At 68.1% G+C, this 16,823-nt stretch carries 15 protein-coding genes; 9 read left to right on the top strand and 6 right to left on the bottom strand.

Annotated elements, in window-relative coordinates:
• Positions 1-27: 27 nt before the first annotated feature.
• A complete protein-coding gene (locus A7G45_RS04180) occupies positions 28-675 on the bottom strand; it encodes a phosphatase PAP2 family protein (protein ID WP_260934051.1) in 648 nt (215 codons plus the stop codon).
• A gap of 98 nt (positions 676-773) precedes the next feature.
• On the opposite strand from A7G45_RS04180, the gene A7G45_RS04185 reads away from it, so the two are divergent.
• From A7G45_RS04185 to cysC, 7 genes are all read left to right on the top strand, one after another.
• Positions 774-2,438 (top strand): purine-cytosine permease family protein, encoded by a 1,665-nt coding sequence (locus A7G45_RS04185; RefSeq protein ID WP_260934054.1) that lies wholly within the window; start codon positions 774-776, stop codon positions 2,436-2,438.
• Between the two features lie 97 nt (positions 2,439-2,535).
• A complete protein-coding gene (locus tag A7G45_RS04190; RefSeq protein ID WP_260934056.1) occupies positions 2,536-3,021 on the top strand; it encodes a hypothetical protein in 486 nt (161 codons plus the stop codon).
• Between the two features lie 26 nt (positions 3,022-3,047).
• Positions 3,048-3,767, top strand: coding sequence for an NUDIX hydrolase (locus A7G45_RS04195; protein ID WP_260934059.1), 720 nt, complete (start codon positions 3,048-3,050; stop codon positions 3,765-3,767).
• 135 nt (positions 3,768-3,902) lie between these two features.
• Entirely contained in the window at positions 3,903-5,276 is a 1,374-nt protein-coding gene (locus A7G45_RS04200; RefSeq protein ID WP_260934064.1) for a sulfatase family protein, read from the top strand.
• A gap of 62 nt (positions 5,277-5,338) precedes the next feature.
• A complete protein-coding gene (gene stf0 / locus A7G45_RS04205) occupies positions 5,339-6,139 on the top strand; it encodes a trehalose 2-sulfotransferase (protein ID WP_260934067.1) in 801 nt (266 codons plus the stop codon).
• A complete protein-coding gene (gene cysD, locus A7G45_RS04210) occupies positions 6,136-7,047 on the top strand; it encodes a sulfate adenylyltransferase subunit CysD (RefSeq protein WP_260934070.1) in 912 nt (303 codons plus the stop codon). The genes stf0 and cysD overlap by 4 nt, the downstream gene beginning before the upstream one ends.
• A complete protein-coding gene (gene cysC, locus A7G45_RS04215) occupies positions 7,047-8,906 on the top strand; it encodes a sulfate adenylyltransferase subunit CysN (RefSeq protein ID WP_260934073.1) in 1,860 nt (619 codons plus the stop codon). The genes cysD and cysC overlap by 1 nt, the downstream gene beginning before the upstream one ends.
• A 367-nt stretch (positions 8,907-9,273) precedes the next feature.
• Here the strand turns inward: cysC and A7G45_RS04220 are convergent, their stop codons facing one another.
• Positions 9,274-10,035: a trans-aconitate 2-methyltransferase gene (locus A7G45_RS04220; protein WP_260934075.1), complete on the bottom strand. Its 762-nt coding sequence runs from the start codon at positions 10,033-10,035 to the stop codon at positions 9,274-9,276.
• Between the two features lie 51 nt (positions 10,036-10,086).
• On the opposite strand from A7G45_RS04220, the gene A7G45_RS04225 reads away from it, so the two are divergent.
• Together A7G45_RS04225 and A7G45_RS04230 are read left to right on the top strand one after the other, a co-directional pair.
• On the top strand, positions 10,087-10,986 hold the full coding sequence (locus tag A7G45_RS04225; protein ID WP_260934077.1) for an amidohydrolase family protein: 900 nt from the start codon (positions 10,087-10,089) through the stop codon (positions 10,984-10,986).
• A 9-nt stretch (positions 10,987-10,995) separates the two neighbouring features.
• Positions 10,996-12,231, top strand: a complete 1,236-nt coding sequence (locus A7G45_RS04230; protein ID WP_260934080.1) for an alpha/beta hydrolase family protein — start codon at positions 10,996-10,998, stop codon at positions 12,229-12,231.
• 32 nt (positions 12,232-12,263) lie between these two features.
• Here the strand turns inward: A7G45_RS04230 and eccE are convergent, their stop codons facing one another.
• From eccE to A7G45_RS04250, 4 genes are read right to left on the bottom strand one after another with little or no spacing between them, the layout of a single operon-like run.
• The gene (gene eccE / locus A7G45_RS04235; RefSeq protein WP_071288413.1) at positions 12,264-13,175 is read right to left on the bottom strand and encodes a type VII secretion protein EccE; all 912 of its coding nucleotides are present in this window, start codon (positions 13,173-13,175) and stop codon (positions 12,264-12,266) included.
• Positions 13,172-14,551 (bottom strand): type VII secretion-associated serine protease mycosin, encoded by a 1,380-nt coding sequence (mycP, locus tag A7G45_RS04240; protein WP_407667528.1) that lies wholly within the window; start codon positions 14,549-14,551, stop codon positions 13,172-13,174. Before mycP ends, eccE begins: the two co-directional genes overlap by 4 nt.
• A complete protein-coding gene (gene eccD, locus A7G45_RS04245; protein WP_276554719.1) occupies positions 14,551-15,960 on the bottom strand; it encodes a type VII secretion integral membrane protein EccD in 1,410 nt (469 codons plus the stop codon). The genes mycP and eccD overlap by 1 nt, the downstream gene beginning before the upstream one ends.
• Positions 15,938-16,810 (bottom strand): ESX secretion-associated protein EspG, encoded by an 873-nt coding sequence (locus tag A7G45_RS04250; RefSeq protein WP_260937950.1) that lies wholly within the window; start codon positions 16,808-16,810, stop codon positions 15,938-15,940. The genes eccD and A7G45_RS04250 overlap by 23 nt, the downstream gene beginning before the upstream one ends.
• Positions 16,811-16,823: the final 13 nt, after the last annotated feature.

The following is a 16,823-nucleotide window of genomic DNA, read 5'->3' on the forward strand; positions in this document are numbered from 1 at the left end:
TCCGATGGCTGGTCAAGCCAGGGCGGGTCAAGGTTTGGGCACGATAGGGCTTCGGCTTGAAAACCCGCTGGGTGCAAGCAGTGGCAGGCACACCAGGAACCACACACCGCCCAGCAACCACCCCGCGAGGACATCCGTCGGGTTGTGCACGTTGAGCACCACCCGACTCACCCCGACGACCACCACGATCACCGCGCAGAGCACCTCGATCAGCCGGAGGCGGGCCACCTGAGCCATCCGGAACACCGCGCACAGCCCCAGCGCACCGGCGATGGTGCCCAGCGCATGCCCGGACGGGAACGACCAGGACGGTTCGTGCGCCAGCGCGGTCAGCGGCCGTGCCCGTTGCGCGATGTCCTTGGCGACCTCGGTCACCAAACCCGACAACGCGACCGCGACCAGTAGGAAGATCGCGGTGCGCCGCTGCCGCCGGGCCAGCGCGACGAACGCGACCAGCACGGCAGTGATCTGAAAGGTCCACGGACCGAATACGAAGGACAGCCATCGCCAGCCCAGCACCCAGCCGGGGTGCGCCACGCCGTAACGGTGCGCGGGTTCGAGCAGCGACTCGTCGAGCGTCGTCACCCAGGACCACTGTGCGACCCAGCCCACCCACAGCAGGGCGTAGCCGATCGCGGCCGCGGCTACGATCAGCCAGCGGTTGCGGTTCGTCACCGGTCTCCTTCTCAGTTCCGTTCCTGGCGAGAAATTCGCTACGGGCCGGAACATATTTGTCACGGCCACGAAACAAACTGACCATAGCTTCGCTAACCATGACCCAAGACCTCAGCCAGGAGCCGTTGCCGGCCACAGCTGTACCAGAAGTCGATCAGGACCGGTTGACCGCGACGCGAGAGACCTTGGAGGACTACACCCTTCGATTCGCGCCGCGCAGCTACCGGAAATGGTCGACGCGCGTGGTCGGAATCTCGGCGTTGGGTGGCATCGCCTACCTGGCCGACTTCGCGATCGGTGCCAACATCGGCATCTCGTACGGCACCACCAATGCGCTCGCCGGAATCGCGATCTTCGCGGTCGTCATCCTGCTGACCGGGTTTCCCGTGGCCTACTACTCGGCCCGCTACAACATCGACCTGGATCTGGTGACCCGCGGCAGCGGCTTCGGCTACTACGGCTCGGTGGTCACGAACGTCATCTTCGCGACGTTCACGTTCATCTTCTTCGCGCTCGAAGGGTCGATCATGGCCCAGGGCCTCAAACTGGGCCTGGGCGTACCGCTGTGGCTCGGCTACGCGGCGTCGACGCTGGTGATCTTCCCGCTGGTCATCTACGGCATGAAGGTGCTCTCGACACTGCAGGTGTGGACCACCCCGCTGTGGCTGGTCCTGATGGTCCTGCCGTTCGGCTACCTGCTGATCTCGCACCCCGAATCGATCCACGACTTCTTCGCCTACCAGGGCGCCAACGGGGCGCAGGGCTTCGACATGGGTTCGACGCTGCTGGCTGCCGGTGTGTGTCTTTCGCTGATCGCCCAGATCGCCGAGCAGAACGACTACCTGCGGTTCATGCCGCCGAAGACGCCCGAGAACAAGCGGTCGTGGTGGACCTGGATGATCCTGGCCGGCCCCGGCTGGGTGTTCTTCGGAGCCATCAAGCAGATCATCGGCCTGTTCCTGGCCGTCTACCTGATCGGGCACGTCGCCGACAGCGCCGGCGTCGCCAACCAGCCGGTGCACCAGTTCCTGGAGATCTACGACAACTTCCTGCCCAAGTGGCTGGCGCTGACCCTGGCCGTGATCCTGGTCGTCATCAGCCAGATCAAGATCAACGTGACCAACGCCTACTCGGGCTCGCTGGCCTGGACCAACTCCTACACCCGCGTCACCAACCACTACCCGGGCCGGATCGTGTTCCTCGGCGTCAACCTGCTGATCGCGCTGGTGCTGATGGAAGCCAACATGTTCGACTTCCTGAACACCATCCTCGGCTTCTACGCCAACTGCGGTATGGCCTGGATCGTGGTCGTGGCCAGCGACATCGCGATCAACAAGTTCCTGCTGAAGCTCTCGCCGATGCAGCCCGAATTCCGCCGCGGCATGCTCTACGCCTTCAACCCCGTCGGATTCGGATCCATGCTGATCGCGGCGGGCCTGTCGGTCATCGCGTTCTTCGGCGGGCTGGGTGAGGCCCTGCGGCCGTACTCGCCGCTGGTGGCGATCGTGCTGGGCCTGGTGCTGCCGCCGATCTTCGCCATCGCGACCAAGGGCAAGTACTACCTGCGCCGCACCGACGACGGCATCGACCTGCCGATGTACGACGAGTACGGCAACCCGTCCGACGCGCACCTGCTGTGCCAGAACTGCCACCACGAGTACGAGCGGCCGGACATGCTGGCCTCGCCCCAGGGCGGCTACATCTGCTCGCTGTGCCTGGCGACCGACAAGACCGGAGAGCACGTCCTGCCCGCGCAGGCCTGACGGCGACACGGCCCCAGACGGCGCCGAGCGGGACAACACGTCCACGCTCGGCGCCGTTTCACGTGGTGGATTCACCCGCGAGGCCTACGCTGGAGGCATGCCCGTTCTGCTGCGCAAGATGCTCGGCATCGGAAACGTGCCCGACGACATCCGCGAGCAGCTCCAGGCCGAAGGCATCCTGCACGTGGCCGAGTTCGTGCCCGTGACCTTCCGGTTCTCCGGCCACATCCCCGGCAAGGTTGCCAAGAGCACCCTCCGCAGCCTGGTCGGCGCGCTGATCGTGACGGAGAAACGGCTCATCGGCACGCTGTCGTCGGCCCCCAAGAAGGGCGTCAAGACCGTCAACCACGCGTGGGACGCGCCGGCCGGGACCATGGTCCAGGCCGAACTGGACGACTCCGGGCTACTGCTCGACGCCACGGACATCTCCGCCATCGATCCGACTTTCGAGGGCTCGATGTCGCTGCGCTACAAGACGCCGCTGCCGGCCGAGGTGCTGGCGGCCCTGCCGGCCCGCAAGTTCACCTTCGATGTGCCGAGCAAGTACGTCTACCTCGCCTGTGGGATGCCCACCACCACCTGACCTGGCCAGGGCGTAGCGTCGGGCCGATGACGATCCGGTACGACGAAGCACTGCGCGAGCACGTCGGGACGCACCTGGCCGGGCACCAGCGGCGAGTGGTCGACGACCCGAGCAAACGCCACGCTGCGGTGGCCATCGTGCTGGTGGACTCCGAATCCGGTGAAGACCGCATCGACCCGGCTCCGGTCGACGAGTGGATCGGCGGGCGGCCGCTGCCCGACCAGAATCTGGACGGCCGCATGGTCGACGTGGCCGGCGGCGCGGCGTTTCTCTTGTGCCGCAGGACGTCCCGGCTGAACTCCCATTCCGCCCAGTGGGCACTGCCCGGCGGGCGCCTCGATCCCGGCGAAACGGTGGTGGACGCGGCGCTGCGGGAGCTGCACGAGGAGGTCGGCATCAAGTTGTCGGACGAGTCGGTGCTGGGCCTGCTGGACGACTACCCGACCCGCTCCGGATACGTCATCACGCCGGTGGTGCTGTGGGGTGGCGGCCGCCTGGACCCGCAGCCCTCCCCGGACGAGGTGGTCGCCGTGTACCGGGTCGGGCTGCACCAGCTGCAACGGCCGGACTCGCCGCGGTTCATCACGATCCCGGAGAGCGACCGTCCGGTGGTGCAGATTCCGCTGGGCAACGACCTCATCCACGCACCGACGGGCGCGGTCCTGCTGCAGATGCGCTGGCTCGGCCTGGAAGGCCGGCCCGACCGCGTGGACGAGCTCGAGCAGCCGGTGTTCGCCTGGCGGTGAGGGATTTATGCACGTCCGGTAACGCTGGCCGTTACGGAACGTGCACAAATCGCGCAGCGTAAAACCCTTGTCCAACAATCCAACACAGGGTGGCATGGCTGGTTCGGCAGCAGAATCGTAGGAGGTGGCCGACTCGTGTCCCAATCGCCGGGCCAGAACGTACTTTTCGTCCACTGGCACGACCTCGGGCGCTATCTCGGGGCATACGGCCACTCTGACGTCAGCAGTCCGCGGCTGGACCAACTGGCCGCCGAAGGCATCCTGTTCACGCGGGCCCACGCCACCGCGCCGCTGTGCTCGCCGTCGCGCGGTTCCATCTTCACCGGGCGCTACCCACAGAGCAACGGGCTGGTCGGGCTGGCGCACCACGGCTGGGAGTACCACGCCGGCGTCCAGACGCTGCCGCAGCTGCTGTCCGAATCGGGTTGGCACACAGCGCTGTTCGGCATGCAGCATGAGACGTCCTTCCCGTCCCGGCTGGGTTTCGACGAGTTCGACGTGTCGAATTCCTACTGTGAGTACGTCGTCGAACAGGCCCTGCGGTGGCTCAGCGAGCCGCCGCAGAAACCATTCCTACTCACGGCCGGGTTCTTCGAGACCCACCGGCCGTACCCACGGGAACGCTACGAGCCCGCGGCCAGCGACACCGTCACCGTCCCGGACTACCTGCCCGACAGCGACGCCATCCGCGACGACCTGGCCGAGTTCTACGGCTCCATCGCCGTCGCCGACGCGGCGGTGGGCCGGCTGCTGGACGCACTGCAGGCGGGAGGGCTGGACCGCAACACCTGGGTGGTGTTCCTCACCGATCACGGGCCGGCCCTGCCGCGGGCCAAGTCGACGCTGTACGACGCCGGGACCGGGATCGCCATGATCGTGCGGCCGCCGCGCGACGCCGGAATCGAGCCGCACGTCTACGACGAACTGTTCAGTGGGGTGGATCTGCTGCCGACGCTGCTCGATCTGCTCGGCGTGCCGGTTCCGGTTGAAGTGGAAGGGCTTTCACACGCGGAGGCGCTGGTCCGCACGGCGGCGGGCCCCGAAATCCGTACCGAGGTCTACACCGCCAAGACGTATCATGACTCGTTCGACCCTATTCGCGCAGTGCGAACAAAAGACTTCAGTTACATCGAGAACTATGCTTCGCGTCCGTTGTTGGACCTACCGTGGGACATCGCCGACAGCCCACCGGGCCGGGCAGTGCAGCCGGCCATTTCCGACCCGCGTCCGGCCCGTGAGCTCTACGACCTACACGCCGACCCCACCGAGCGGCACAACCTGCTCCTCGACGTGCAGCCCGAATACCATGCAGTGGCAGCGCAATTGGCACTCAAGCTCAACACCTGGCGGCAGCAGACGGGCGATGTGATCCCCTCGGATTTCACCGGAACACAGATTTCGAACCGCTTCACCGGGACCTATCTGAGCCTACATGGGCGCCCCGCCTCGAGCCGGTCTGCAGCGGCGTCCGACCGCGGAATCGATCTGGAATCCACCTCGCAAGATTAATACTCAGTGTGCGAAAAATCCGCTTCTGCAAGGGATTTCGACGCAAGCTAGGCTCTTGCGCCATGACAGCATCGACGGCCTATCTGGTCCTCGCATCCCAGCGCAGCGGCAGCACACTGCTGGTTGAGTCGCTGCGCGCCACCGGTGTGGCCGGCGAACCGCAGGAGTTCTTTCAGTACCTGCCACACACCAGCATGTCGCCGCAGCCCCGGGAATGGTTCGCCGACACCGAGGACGAATCGATCCTGCGGCTGCTCGATCCACTGATCGACGGCAGGCCCGAACTGGCGCCCGCGACGATCTGGCGTGACTACATCCAGACCGCCGGCCGCACGCCCAACGGCATCTGGGGCGGCAAGCTCATGTGGAACCAGACCGCGCAGCTGCAACGTCGGGCCGCGGATCTGCCGGACCGCTCCGGTGACGGGCTGCTGGCCGCCATCCGCGACGTCGTCGGCTCCGATCCAGTCCTGATCCACATCCACCGGCCCGACGTGGTGTCTCAGGCGGTCTCGTTCTGGCGGGCGGTGCAGACCCGCGTGTGGCGAGGCCGCCCGGACCCGGTGCACGACGCCCGCGCCGAGTACCACGCCGGAGCCATCGCGCACGTCGTACGGATGCTGCGGGCCCAGGAGGAGGGCTGGCAGAAATGGTTCCTCGACGAGAACGTCAACCGGATCGAAGTGCCCTATCCGGTGTTGTGGCGCAACCTCACCGAGGTCGTCGGCGACGTGCTCGAGGCACTCGGCCAGGACCGCAGGCTCGCACCGAGACCGGTGCTGGAACGTCAGGCCGATCAGCGTTCGGACGAATGGGTGGAGCGCTACCGCGCCGAAGCCGAACAGGAAGGACTGCCGGTATGAGCACCGAAAGTATCCATGTCGACGAGCTCCGGCTGCTCGAGGCCGAGGCCGTGCACATCATCCGCGAGGTGGTCGCCGAGTTGGAGCGCCCCGTGCTGCTGTTCTCGGCGGGCAAGGACTCGATCGTGCTACTCCGATTGGCGGAGAAGGCTTTCCGCCCCGGGCCGCTGCCGTTTCCGGTGCTGCACGTCGACACCGGCCACAACTTCCCGGAGGTCATCGACTTCCGGGATCGCCGCACCACCGGCGTCGGGCACAAGCTGCTCGTCGGGTCGGTACAGGAGAGCATCGACACCGGACGGGTGGCCGATCCCGGGCCGGGGGCGTCACGCAACCGGCAGCAGACCCGCACCTTGCTCGACGCGCTCGAGGCGGGCGGCTTCGACGCCGCGTTCGGCGGGGCCCGCCGCGACGAGGAACGCGCCCGCGCCAAAGAACGCATCCTGAGCTTCCGCGACGAGTTCGGCCAGTGGGACCCGCGTGCGCAGCGGCCCGAGCCGTGGTCGCTGTACAACGGCCGTATCCGCCGGGGCGAGCAGGTCCGGGTGTTCCCGCTCTCGAACTGGACCGAGCTGGACATCTGGCGCTACATCGAGCTGGAAGGCCTTGAGCTGCCGTCGATTTACTTCGCCCACGAACGCGAGGTGTTCGAGCGCGACGGCATCCTGCTCGCGGTGTCGGAGTACACCCAACCGACCGGCGACGAGACCGCCGCCGTCGAATGGGTGCGCTATCGCACCGTCGGCGACCTCACCATCACCGGCGCCGTGCGGTCGAAAGCCGTTGACATCGCGAGCGTGATCGACGAAATCTCCGCTGCCACAGTGTCGGAACGCGGCGAGACCCGCGCCGATGACCGGACGTCCGTGGCGGCAATGGAAGACCGCAAGCGAGAGGGCTACTTCTGATGAGCACGAGACAGCTGCTTCGGATCGCGACGGCCGGCTCCGTGGATGACGGCAAGAGCACCCTGATCGGCCGGCTGCTGCACGACACCGACAGCCTGCCCCTGGACCACCTCGACGCGGTCACCGACGACGACGGGGTCGCCGACCTGGCAGCCCTGTCCGACGGTCTGCGCGCCGAACGGGAACAGGGCATCACCATCGACGTGGCCTACCGCTTCTTCTCCACCGAGGCGCGCAGCTACATCCTCGCCGACACCCCGGGCCACGAGCGGTACACCCGCAACATGTTCACCGGCGCGTCCAACGCGCATGTGGCCATCCTGCTCGTCGACGCCCGGGCCGGCGTGCTGCGGCAGACCCTGCGCCACGCCCGCATCGCAAAGCTGTTGGGGATCAAGCACTTCGCCGCCGCCGTGAACAAGATCGACCTGGTCGATTTCGACCAGGCGCGGTTCGACGCGGTGCACGACGAACTCGGTCAGGTCGCCGCCCGGCTCGGCGCGGTGGATCTGACGGTGATCCCGCTGGCCGCCAAGCACGGCGACAACGTCGTGAACCGCTCGGAGCACACCCCGTGGTACGAGGGCCCGACGCTGCTGGAGTATCTGGAGGGCATCGAACTCAGCGCGCCCCAGCCCGAACCGGCCAAGCTCCGGCTGCCCATCCAATGGGTGTCCCGGCCCACCGCCGAACAGCGGCGCCGCTACACCGGCCGACTGAGTGCCGGCACGCTACAGGTCGGCGACACCGTGCTGAGCCTGCCCGCCGGCACCAGCTCGACCGTCACCGCCGTGGACACCCTCGACGACGACCGCGCCACTGCCGTTGCCCCACTGTCGGTTTCGATCGAACTGGCCGACGACATCGACGTCGGCCGCGGTGATGTGCTGGTCAGTAGCGCCGACAACGCGTCACTTCCGGTATTGGCCCGCGAACTCGACGCGACGGTGTGCTGGTTCGCGGAGACCCCGCTGCGAGCCGGTGACCGGCTGGCGCTCAAGCAGGGCACCCGCACCGTGCGGGCCACCGTGCAGGCGTTGCACACGCGGCTCGATCCCGAGACGCTCGACGACATCGATCAGCCGGTCGAGTTGGTACTCAACGACATCGGCGCCGTCACGCTCCGGACCAGTTCGACGGTGATCGCCGACCCGTACCGCGACAACCGCGAAAGCGGCGCCTTCATCCTGATCGACGAGACGTCCAACGACACCGTCGGCGCCGGCACCATCACCGAGCCGCGCGAGGTGAAGCTCGGTACCCACTCACGCAGCGACATCCGTTGGCACCATTCGTCATTGGACCGGTCCTACCGGTGGGCCCGGACCGGGCAGCGGGGCGCGACCATCTGGTTCACCGGGCTGCCGGCATCGGGGAAGTCGACGCTGGCCGTCGCGGTCGAGCGGGCGCTGGTGGAGTCCGGGCAGGTGGCCTACCTGCTCGACGGCGACAACATCCGGCACGGACTGTCCGACGACCTCGGGTTCTCCGCGGGCGACCGCGCCGAGAACATCCGCCGGGTGGGGCATCTGGCCCGGCTCCTGGCGGACTCGGGTGTGGTGGCACTGGCCTCGCTGGTGTCGCCGCTCAAGTCGGACCGCGACACCGCGCGCGAGCTGAGCAGCGTCGCCAAGCTGCCGTTCATCGAGGTCTACGTGTCCACCCCGCGAACCGAGTGCGAGCGCCGCGACCCCAAGGGCCTGTACGCCCGGGCCAAGGCCGGTGAGCTGCGCGGTCTGACCGGGGTGGACGCCCCGTACGAGCCGCCGGAGAACCCGGACCTGGTGGTCGACACCACCGGCGCCGACATCAACACCCTGGTGGCCCAGGTGCTGGGGGCGCTCAACACCCTGCGCTGACCCGTGATTTGTGCACGTTCTGTCGCGCTGAACGAGACAGAACGTGCACAAGTCGCGCGGCTGTCCCCCAATCGGGGGACAACGAATTCATCCTGTACGGGGCCCACCTGGCGGACATACATCGGGGCCCAGCTGCGGGACTCTTGAGTCAACACCGGATCACTCCGGAAACGACATCAAAAGCCCACAGCAGCAGGAGAATTCAAATGAGCATCGTCACCCGCTGGGTCAGCTACTTCATCATCGTCATCGGTCTGACCGTCGCACCCGGAATGATCGCCATCGGCCTGGCCACGTCCGCTCACGTCTAGTTCAGCAGTGATTTGTGCACGATTTTCCGCGGTCGGCGCGGAAAATCGTGCACAAATCACACCTGGGCAACCACGAAAATCCGGCGGAACGGGAAGAACGTGGTGCCGTCGGGCTGGGGCGGGTACGCCTGCGCCAGCAGCGGGATGATCGCCTGGCGGTACTGCTCCCAGGCATCGTCGGTCAGCCGCGAGCGGACGTCGGTCAGCGCGGTACCCGTGATCCAGTCCAGCACCGGGGTTTCGCCGGTCAATTGATGCAGGTATGTGGTCTCCCAGGCGTCGACGGTGCAGCCTTCGGCCGTCAGCAGCGCGGCGTAACCCGCCGGGTCGTCGACCACATTCGTCTCCCGGAATCGGATATCGGCCAGCGCGTCGGCGAACTCCGGGCGCCGGGCCACCTCCCGTACGGCCTGATGCGACGGCGAGTCGAAATTGCCGGGTACCTGGAACGCCAGCCACGCGCCTTTCGGCAGCTGAGTCACCCACCGCCGCAGCAGCTCACGATGTTCCGGAACCCATTGCAGCACAGCATTACTGACCATCACGTCGGTGTCCGGCGCGGGCGACCAGTCGGCAGCGGCGACCACCCGGGCGTCGACGCCGCGAGCCCGGGCTGCCGCCACCATCTCCGGTGAGTTGTCCACTGCTTCGATCACTGCGTCGGGCCAGCGCTCCGACAGCGTGGCGGTCAGGTTTCCCGGCCCGCAACCCACGTCCGCCACCCGCCTCGGTGTCTGGGCACCCACGCGCGCCAGCAGGTCGTAGAAGGGCCGGCCGCGGTGGTCAGCGAAGGCGAGGTAGATGTCTGGATTCCACACAACCCCATCCTGCCGCCGGAGGCTGATGAGTGCCTGCCATTCTGGTAGGCGATGGACGAGTCAGTACGCGACCTGTGGCAGTCGCTGGGCCTCCCCGGCCTGATCTACGTGCACACCCATTTCATGCCCAAGTCCGTGATGGACAAGGTGTGGAAGTACTTCGACAGCGCCGGGCCTCTCACCGGCCGGACCTGGCCCATCACGTATCGCACCGAGGAGCAGCACAGGCTGGAGACGCTGCGTGGTTTCGGGGTGCTGGCGTTCACCTCCCTGGTCTATCCGCACAAGCCCGACATGGCGGCCTGGCTGAACCAGTGGGCCGCTCAGTTCGCCGCGCAGACTCCCGACTGTCTGTCCACCGCGACGTTCTACCCCGAGCCCGGCGCACCCGCCTACGTGGCCGAGGCCATCGCGGGCGGCACTCGGGTGTTCAAGGCGCACGTTCAGGTCGGCGACTACAACCCGGCCGACCCACTGCTCGATGACGTGTGGGGCACCATCGCCGACGCCGCCGTCCCGGTGATCATCCACTGCGGTTCCGGTCCGGCGCCCGGTACTCATACCGGCCCTGACCAGGTCCGTACCGTGCTGGACCGCCACCCCGATCTGAAGCTGATCATCGCGCACCTGGGTATGCCCGAGTACAGCGAATTCCTGGACCTCTGCGAACAATTCGACGGCGTCCATCTGGACACCACCATGGCATTCACGCCCTTCGTCGAGGAAAACATGCCGTTCCCGCCCGCCGAATTGCCGCGTCTGGGTGAGCTCGGTGACCGAATCCTGTTCGGCAGCGATTTCCCCAACATCCCGTACCGGTACGCCGAGTCCCTCGAGGTGCTCACCAAGGTAGCCACCGACGACGATTGGCTGCGAAAAGTGCTGTACCACAACGCCGCCAGGCTGTTCGATCTGGAGGATCAGCTGACGGGGGCCGAGAACCGGGGTTAGCATCCGAACGTGACCAGTCCGCCAGGCGATGCGTTCAACCCACCCGTCCCCGTTCCCGACGTAGCGGGTGCGGATGCCACCGCGCGCGGATTGCCACGACGGGCCGACCTGACCTGGCAACAGAAGCTGATCGTCGACTCCTCGGCCGTGGCCGACCTGGGGCTTCGCACGGCGCTGGCCTCGGTGATCGGCGCCGGCATGATTCCGCGGATGGCCGCCTCGGCGGTACGAAGCCGGGCCGGCGACGACCCCGACGCCCTGCGGTTCTACGCCGAACTCGCCGCCACCAAGGACCCACAGCAGTGCTTCCCGGCGCCCAGCGGTCCCCCTCTGGTATCCGCTCGTCCTGCCGGCCCGGTCGCGCAGTGGGTTGCACACGGCCAGGTGGACAACATCTGGTTCCCAAGCAGTTACGACGCCGTGTATCCCGGCATCCGAGAGCGGCGCCGCAGCTACACGCGCAACAACGTGGTGCATGCCCAGCACTGGCGGCACGACGACGGACCGCGCCCGACACTGTGCGTGATCCACGGGTTCATGGGCTCGCCATACCTGTTCAATGGCCTGTTCTTCTCGCTGCCGTGGTTCTTCCGGTCCGGGTACGACGTACTGCTGTACACCCTGCCGTTCCACGGCCCCCGGGCCGAGAAGGGCTCTCCCTACAGTGGATACGGCTTCTTCATGGACGGTGTCCCCGGCTTCGCCGAGGCCATGGCGCAAGCGGTATACGACTTCCGTTCCGTCCTCGACTACCTGGAGGACGCCGGAGTCGATCGCATTGCGCTGACCGGAATGTCGTTGGGCGGGTACACCTCATCATTGATCGCCTCGGTCGACGACCGCATCCAGGCCGTCATCCCGAACGTTCCGGTCGTCACACCGGACCGCACGGTCGACGAATGGTTCCCGGCCAACCTGCTCGTCAGGCTGAGCAACCGGTTGGCGCATATCGATGAGGATCTGGTTTCAGCGGCCGGCCGGTACCACTCACCGCTGAACTACGCGCCGCTGGTGCCCCGGGATCGCCGATTGATCATCACCGGCCTGGGTGATCGCCTGGCGCCGCCGCAGCAGGCCGAATTGCTCTGGGAACACTGGGATCGCTGCGCGTTCCACTGGTTCCCGGGCAACCACATCCTGCACGTCAGCCAGCCGGACTACCTGCGCCGGATGACCAAGTTCATGAGCCCGTTCATGTTCGACGGCAGCGACTGCCCGGCTGACCGGGCACGCCCTGCCCGTTGATCCTGCGTGCAGGGCCGCCGCTACTCGACCTTCTACGCCCGAGCCGCAGAGTCGACGGCGGACTCAGCCCCAGCGCCGAACGTCGACAATTCCGCAAGCAGCGCGGTGGTCAGCACACCCGCGCGTGTGGCGAGGCCACCGGCCGATGCCGGGGCCATCGCCGTGAGCAGCGGGCCCTGCCGACCCGCCTCGCGCGTCAGGCCCGCGACTGCGGCCGCGGCAGGCGCATTGGCCGTGCGCACTGCACAGGCCGCGGAAATGGTTGCACCAGGAGAGAATTCGAGCACCGTCCACAGCTCCGTCGTCGAAGCCAGGGCAGCCAGGCATTCCGGCAGGCTCATATCTGCGGGCAATCCGTAGGCGGTGAGGTAACCGTCCCCGTCGCGGACCGCACGCCACGTCTCGCGCGCGTCGGTTGCGATGGGCGTGGGCGCTACCTCGGTGACCGCGACCGGCACCCCGGCCTCCCTCAGCTGGTCGGCCAGCCGCCGGGCCACCTTCTCCGCCGTGTCCGCGAGCGGCAGATCCGACGACCGTGCCTGCAGTGCAGCAAGATTCGACGCCGCCGTCACAGTGACGCTGACCCACGCACTGCGCGTGCCGTCGAGCTGACGTTCAGTGACGCGCACGGAGTCGCACCGAACGCCGTAGCGGTCGACGTAAGAAGCCACGAGAGGCAGTGCGTGGTACGGGAATCCGTCGGCTTCCAGTACCACCGTGACCTGATCAGCCGCCGGGGCCGCCGCACCGCGCCGGTTCCGGCGCCACACCGCGAATCGGCGGGCCACCATCGTGGTCAGGAACATCCCGCGCCACCAGGCGAACACCAGCAGCACCACGGCGACCGCGATGCCCAGGATCCACTTCTGTGGCGTCGTATGCCACGGGTACGTCATGGCCGCCGGGATGATCGCCAGCAATGCCAACGTGATTCGGGCCGTCATCGGGCGCCGTCCTTTCTTCGGTACGCGATCAGCGCGATCAGCGCGGCGATCGCCAGCACTGCCGCACCGGCGAACGCGATGGTCCGCGGCGTGGTGTCCTTCGGGGCCGGCTCGGGCGGCATGGCAACAGACACGGCTTTCGGTGCCGAACCGGTCGCCGGCAGGTCCCAGGTCAATGCCGCAACCGGGTCGACGACGCCGGCGCCCACCAGGTTCGACGGCATGCGCGCGGCACCGTGCGCGGTGGCGGTCAGCCGGTGCGTCACGTCAGCCGCGTTGAGCGCGGGAAATCGACTGCGCACCAAGGCTGCGACGCCTGCGACGTAGGCCGCCGCGTAGCTGCTGCTGCGCAACGGGAACAGGTCGCCCCGCTCGTTGGGCAGCGCGTTGGCCAGACCGTTCACACCAGTCGACGCGATGTGCTCGCCGGGCGCAGAGATGCCGACCCACGGGCCGGGAGTGGTGAAGTCCGACGGCTGTCCGGCGGCGTCCAGCGACCCGACCGACAGTACGTACGGCTGCCACCAGGACGGGATCGACACCGATTTGACGCCGGCCCAGTTTCGCGGGTCGGCCGCATTCCCGGGGTTGTCGAGCGGGTTGGCCTCGCACGACGGGCCGCCGGCCAGGCCGGCCCGGTCATTGCCTGCGGCGGCGACGATCACCGCATCCTTTTCCTGCGCAGCGTATTTCAGTGCCGCACCCAGTTCGGTCTGATCGACGGGCCGATCGGCGGGCAGGCAGGTGACCGCCGTGATGGCGATGACCCTGGCGCCGCGGTCGGCGGCATGCACCACGGCCCGGGCCAGTGATGTGACCGCGATGGTGGCCTGCGCCGCAGCCGCGTCTCCCCCGTTGCCACGCGGGGCGTAGCGCTCGGACGTCTGACGGATGGCCAGGATGCGGGCGCCCGGCGCGACGCCGGAGAACCCGTCCGCGCCCGGCTGACCGGCGACCAGGCCGGCGACCAGAGTGCCGTGGCCATCGCAATCGGTAAGTCCGTCAGTGTTTTCCACGAAATCACCGCCGGCCTCCACATTGGGCAACCGCGGTCCGGGATGCACGCCGGTGTCGATGACCGCCACCGTCTGTCCGTCACCGCGGCTGAAGGCCCAGGCGCCCGGCACGTTGAGCAACGTGTGGCCCGGACCCGGTGCGCCCGGGTCGGTGCCGGGCAGCACGCCGGCGGTGACGCACTGTCCGCGTTGGCCCATCGCCGCGACGGGACCGACGCTGCCCGACGGCGGTGCCGCATGCTCGTCGACGTGCGGCGGCACGACGGCACCGGCGGCCGGCAACATCGCCGTCGGCAGTACTGCGGATGAGGCGGCGAAAGCGACTGTCAGGACGGAGATTCCGCGCCGGATGGCCACCATCACCGGTTGATGACCCAGGCGAACAGGCCCACCAGGTAGGCCAGCACCGGGATCAGCGAAGCGTCCAACGCCGTCGCGGCGAAGCTGACCAGGCGACGCATCGGCAGCGAATAGGTCTGCGGGTCGGCCACCTGGGGGTTCAGCGCGGCCACCACGCCCACCGTGACGAGCACCGCGAGCACGCCCAGCGACCACCACGCGTTGGAGTAGTGCCCGCCGGCGGCGAACATCGTAAGCAGCACGGCCGCAACCAGATACGGCTGGCTCAGCAGCCACACCTTGCACGGCACCGAGTCCCAGATGCGGGCCCGCAGCGCCGTCGCGAGGGCGGCGGCCACGACCACGTACCAGGCCCACGCCGACGGGTGCGTTCCCGCCACCAGGACCACCGACCCGGCGGTCAGGGTGAGCACGGCACCGGCGAGGAAGCCGGTCTGGTGCGCGTCGCATACCCGGACGCGGCGCGGCAGATCGGCCAGCACGGACAGCGGCAGGGCCGACGGCGTCGGGTCACCCGGCGCCGGGATGTTCGGCACCGGGAACCGGGCCCACAGCGTCGACAGCTGAGCGGCCTGGACCACGACCAACAGCGCGAAAACGATCAGCACAGCGCCGATCACGGTGTTGCCCAGCTGCCAGATCGAAGCGGCGCCACCGACGGTCATGCCCGCGATACCCAGGACGGTCGTGGCGGTGAAGGCCGCGATGGCCTGCCCGCCGACGGCGATGCTGACGATCGACCAGGCGGCGACCGCCGCGGCACCGAGCAGCAAGCCGGCGGGACCGGACGCGCCGGGGACCGCCAGCGTGAAGGCCGCGCCGACCGGCAGCAGGGCGGCCAGACTCAGAGCCGTCGCCAACTTCGGTAGGGCGGGCCGGGTCAGCAGGGCTGCCGCAACGGTCAGCACCGCCACGCCCACGACCGTGAACAGGCCGGCGGGCTGGCCGGTGCGTACCCGCACCAGCGTCGCCAGCGCGGTGGCGAGCACCGTCAAGACCACGACTGCCCAACCGGCCAAGCGGCGGATATGCGCGTTGCCCCAAGGGTTTTCGCGAGCGGCGGAGAAGATGGCGGCGGCATCGGCGATGTCCTCGACGATGCGCGGCGCCGGCGGACCGGCGGGCACCGGCTGCAGCGCCAGCAGATCACCGTCGACGATGCCGACCGTGTCGAGCGTCGCGTCGAGGCTGTACGCCGCGCCACCCAGCGGGGCCAGCGACAATTCAGCGCCGCTCGCGGCGTCGGGCGCGACGATGCGCCGCACCGCGGGCACGATCTCGCGCAAGGGCAGGCCCGCCGGCAGTGCGACGTCGGTGAGTCGCCCGCGACCAGCCTGCTCGTCGCCGGCGGCGAGCACTGCGACCCGCACAATCGGCATCGCGGTACTACCAGACGTGTTCTGGGACATTTTCTTTCCGTTCTCCAGTCGAGGTCTCGAAGTCTCGGGTCGGGTTCACTGTGGGGAACCAGGGACCGTCGGGCAGGGTCGCGGTCAGTCGCTGCACGGCAGCGGTGACGGCAAGATCCGTACCCGGGGCAAAAGTTGAAATCCAGGTGCCGTCAGCGGCTTTCACCGGGGCCACGACGACGCGACCCGCGGAGGTGTCGACGATGCTGACGCCGACGTCGGTGCTGATCCGGTGGCCGTCACGGTGGTCGCCCGCCACGATCTCCACGTAGCTGCGGCCGGGCGCGAACGCGGCCCGCACCACCGCGTGCGCGGTCGGCGGGATGCCGAGGTGATCCATCACGTCGTCCAGCGAATCGCCACGGCGCAAGCGCTCGTCGGCCTTGGCCCCGATGTGGGCGGGCATGGCGAACTCGTCGAACCGAGCGGCCGCGCGGCCGGACAACCCTGCCGTGAGCACCGGCACCAGCGCGTCCGGGGACGCGACGGTCAGTTCGGTGCAGGTCATCAGGTGCTCGCTGCGCAGGACCGCCACGGTGGTGTCGGCCCTGCGCGCGAGAATCCCGCGCAACATGGCGCCCGAGCCGGACACCCATCGCAGTTCCAGCCAGCGGCGGGGCCGGCACACGGTCCGAATCCAGTGCGCGACAGCGGGATGCACGGAGCCGTCGGCAGACAGCACCCCCATCCGCGTCAGCGCGGTGACCTGGTCCGCATCGAATCCGGCCTTGGCGGAGGGCTCGCTGTAGGGCTGCGTGATGGCCAGCACCCACGGAAAGCTCCCAGCGCCAAGACGATCCGCGAGGAACCAGGCTTGCTCCGCGGTCAGCTCGACTGCGGAGACCGGGATTTCAGCGCGTTCC

This window comes from Mycolicibacterium llatzerense (genome assembly GCF_025331195.1).
Classification (GTDB): Bacteria; Actinomycetota; Actinomycetes; order Mycobacteriales; family Mycobacteriaceae; genus Mycobacterium; species Mycobacterium llatzerense.

Bases quoted from the DNA above. Each gene is read 5' to 3' on its own strand.
- A7G45_RS04185 (WP_260934054.1), top strand. From the start codon at position 774: ATGACCCAAGACCTCAGCCAGGAGCCGTTGCCGGCCACAGCTGTACCA.
- A7G45_RS04190 (WP_260934056.1), top strand. From the start codon at position 2,536: ATGCCCGTTCTGCTGCGCAAGATGCTCGGCATCGGAAACGTGCCCGAC.
- A7G45_RS04195 (WP_260934059.1), top strand. From the start codon at position 3,048: ATGACGATCCGGTACGACGAAGCACTGCGCGAGCACGTCGGGACGCAC.
- stf0 (WP_260934067.1), top strand. From the start codon at position 5,339: ATGACAGCATCGACGGCCTATCTGGTCCTCGCATCCCAGCGCAGCGGC.
- cysD (WP_260934070.1), top strand. From the start codon at position 6,136: ATGAGCACCGAAAGTATCCATGTCGACGAGCTCCGGCTGCTCGAGGCC.
- cysC (WP_260934073.1), top strand. From the start codon at position 7,047: ATGAGCACGAGACAGCTGCTTCGGATCGCGACGGCCGGCTCCGTGGAT.
- A7G45_RS04225 (WP_260934077.1), top strand. From the start codon at position 10,087: ATGGACGAGTCAGTACGCGACCTGTGGCAGTCGCTGGGCCTCCCCGGC.
- eccE (WP_071288413.1), bottom strand. From the start codon at position 13,175: ATGACGGCCCGAATCACGTTGGCATTGCTGGCGATCATCCCGGCGGCC.
- mycP (WP_407667528.1), bottom strand. From the start codon at position 14,551: ATGGTGGCCATCCGGCGCGGAATCTCCGTCCTGACAGTCGCTTTCGCC.
- eccD (WP_276554719.1), bottom strand. From the start codon at position 15,960: ATGTCCCAGAACACGTCTGGTAGTACCGCGATGCCGATTGTGCGGGTC.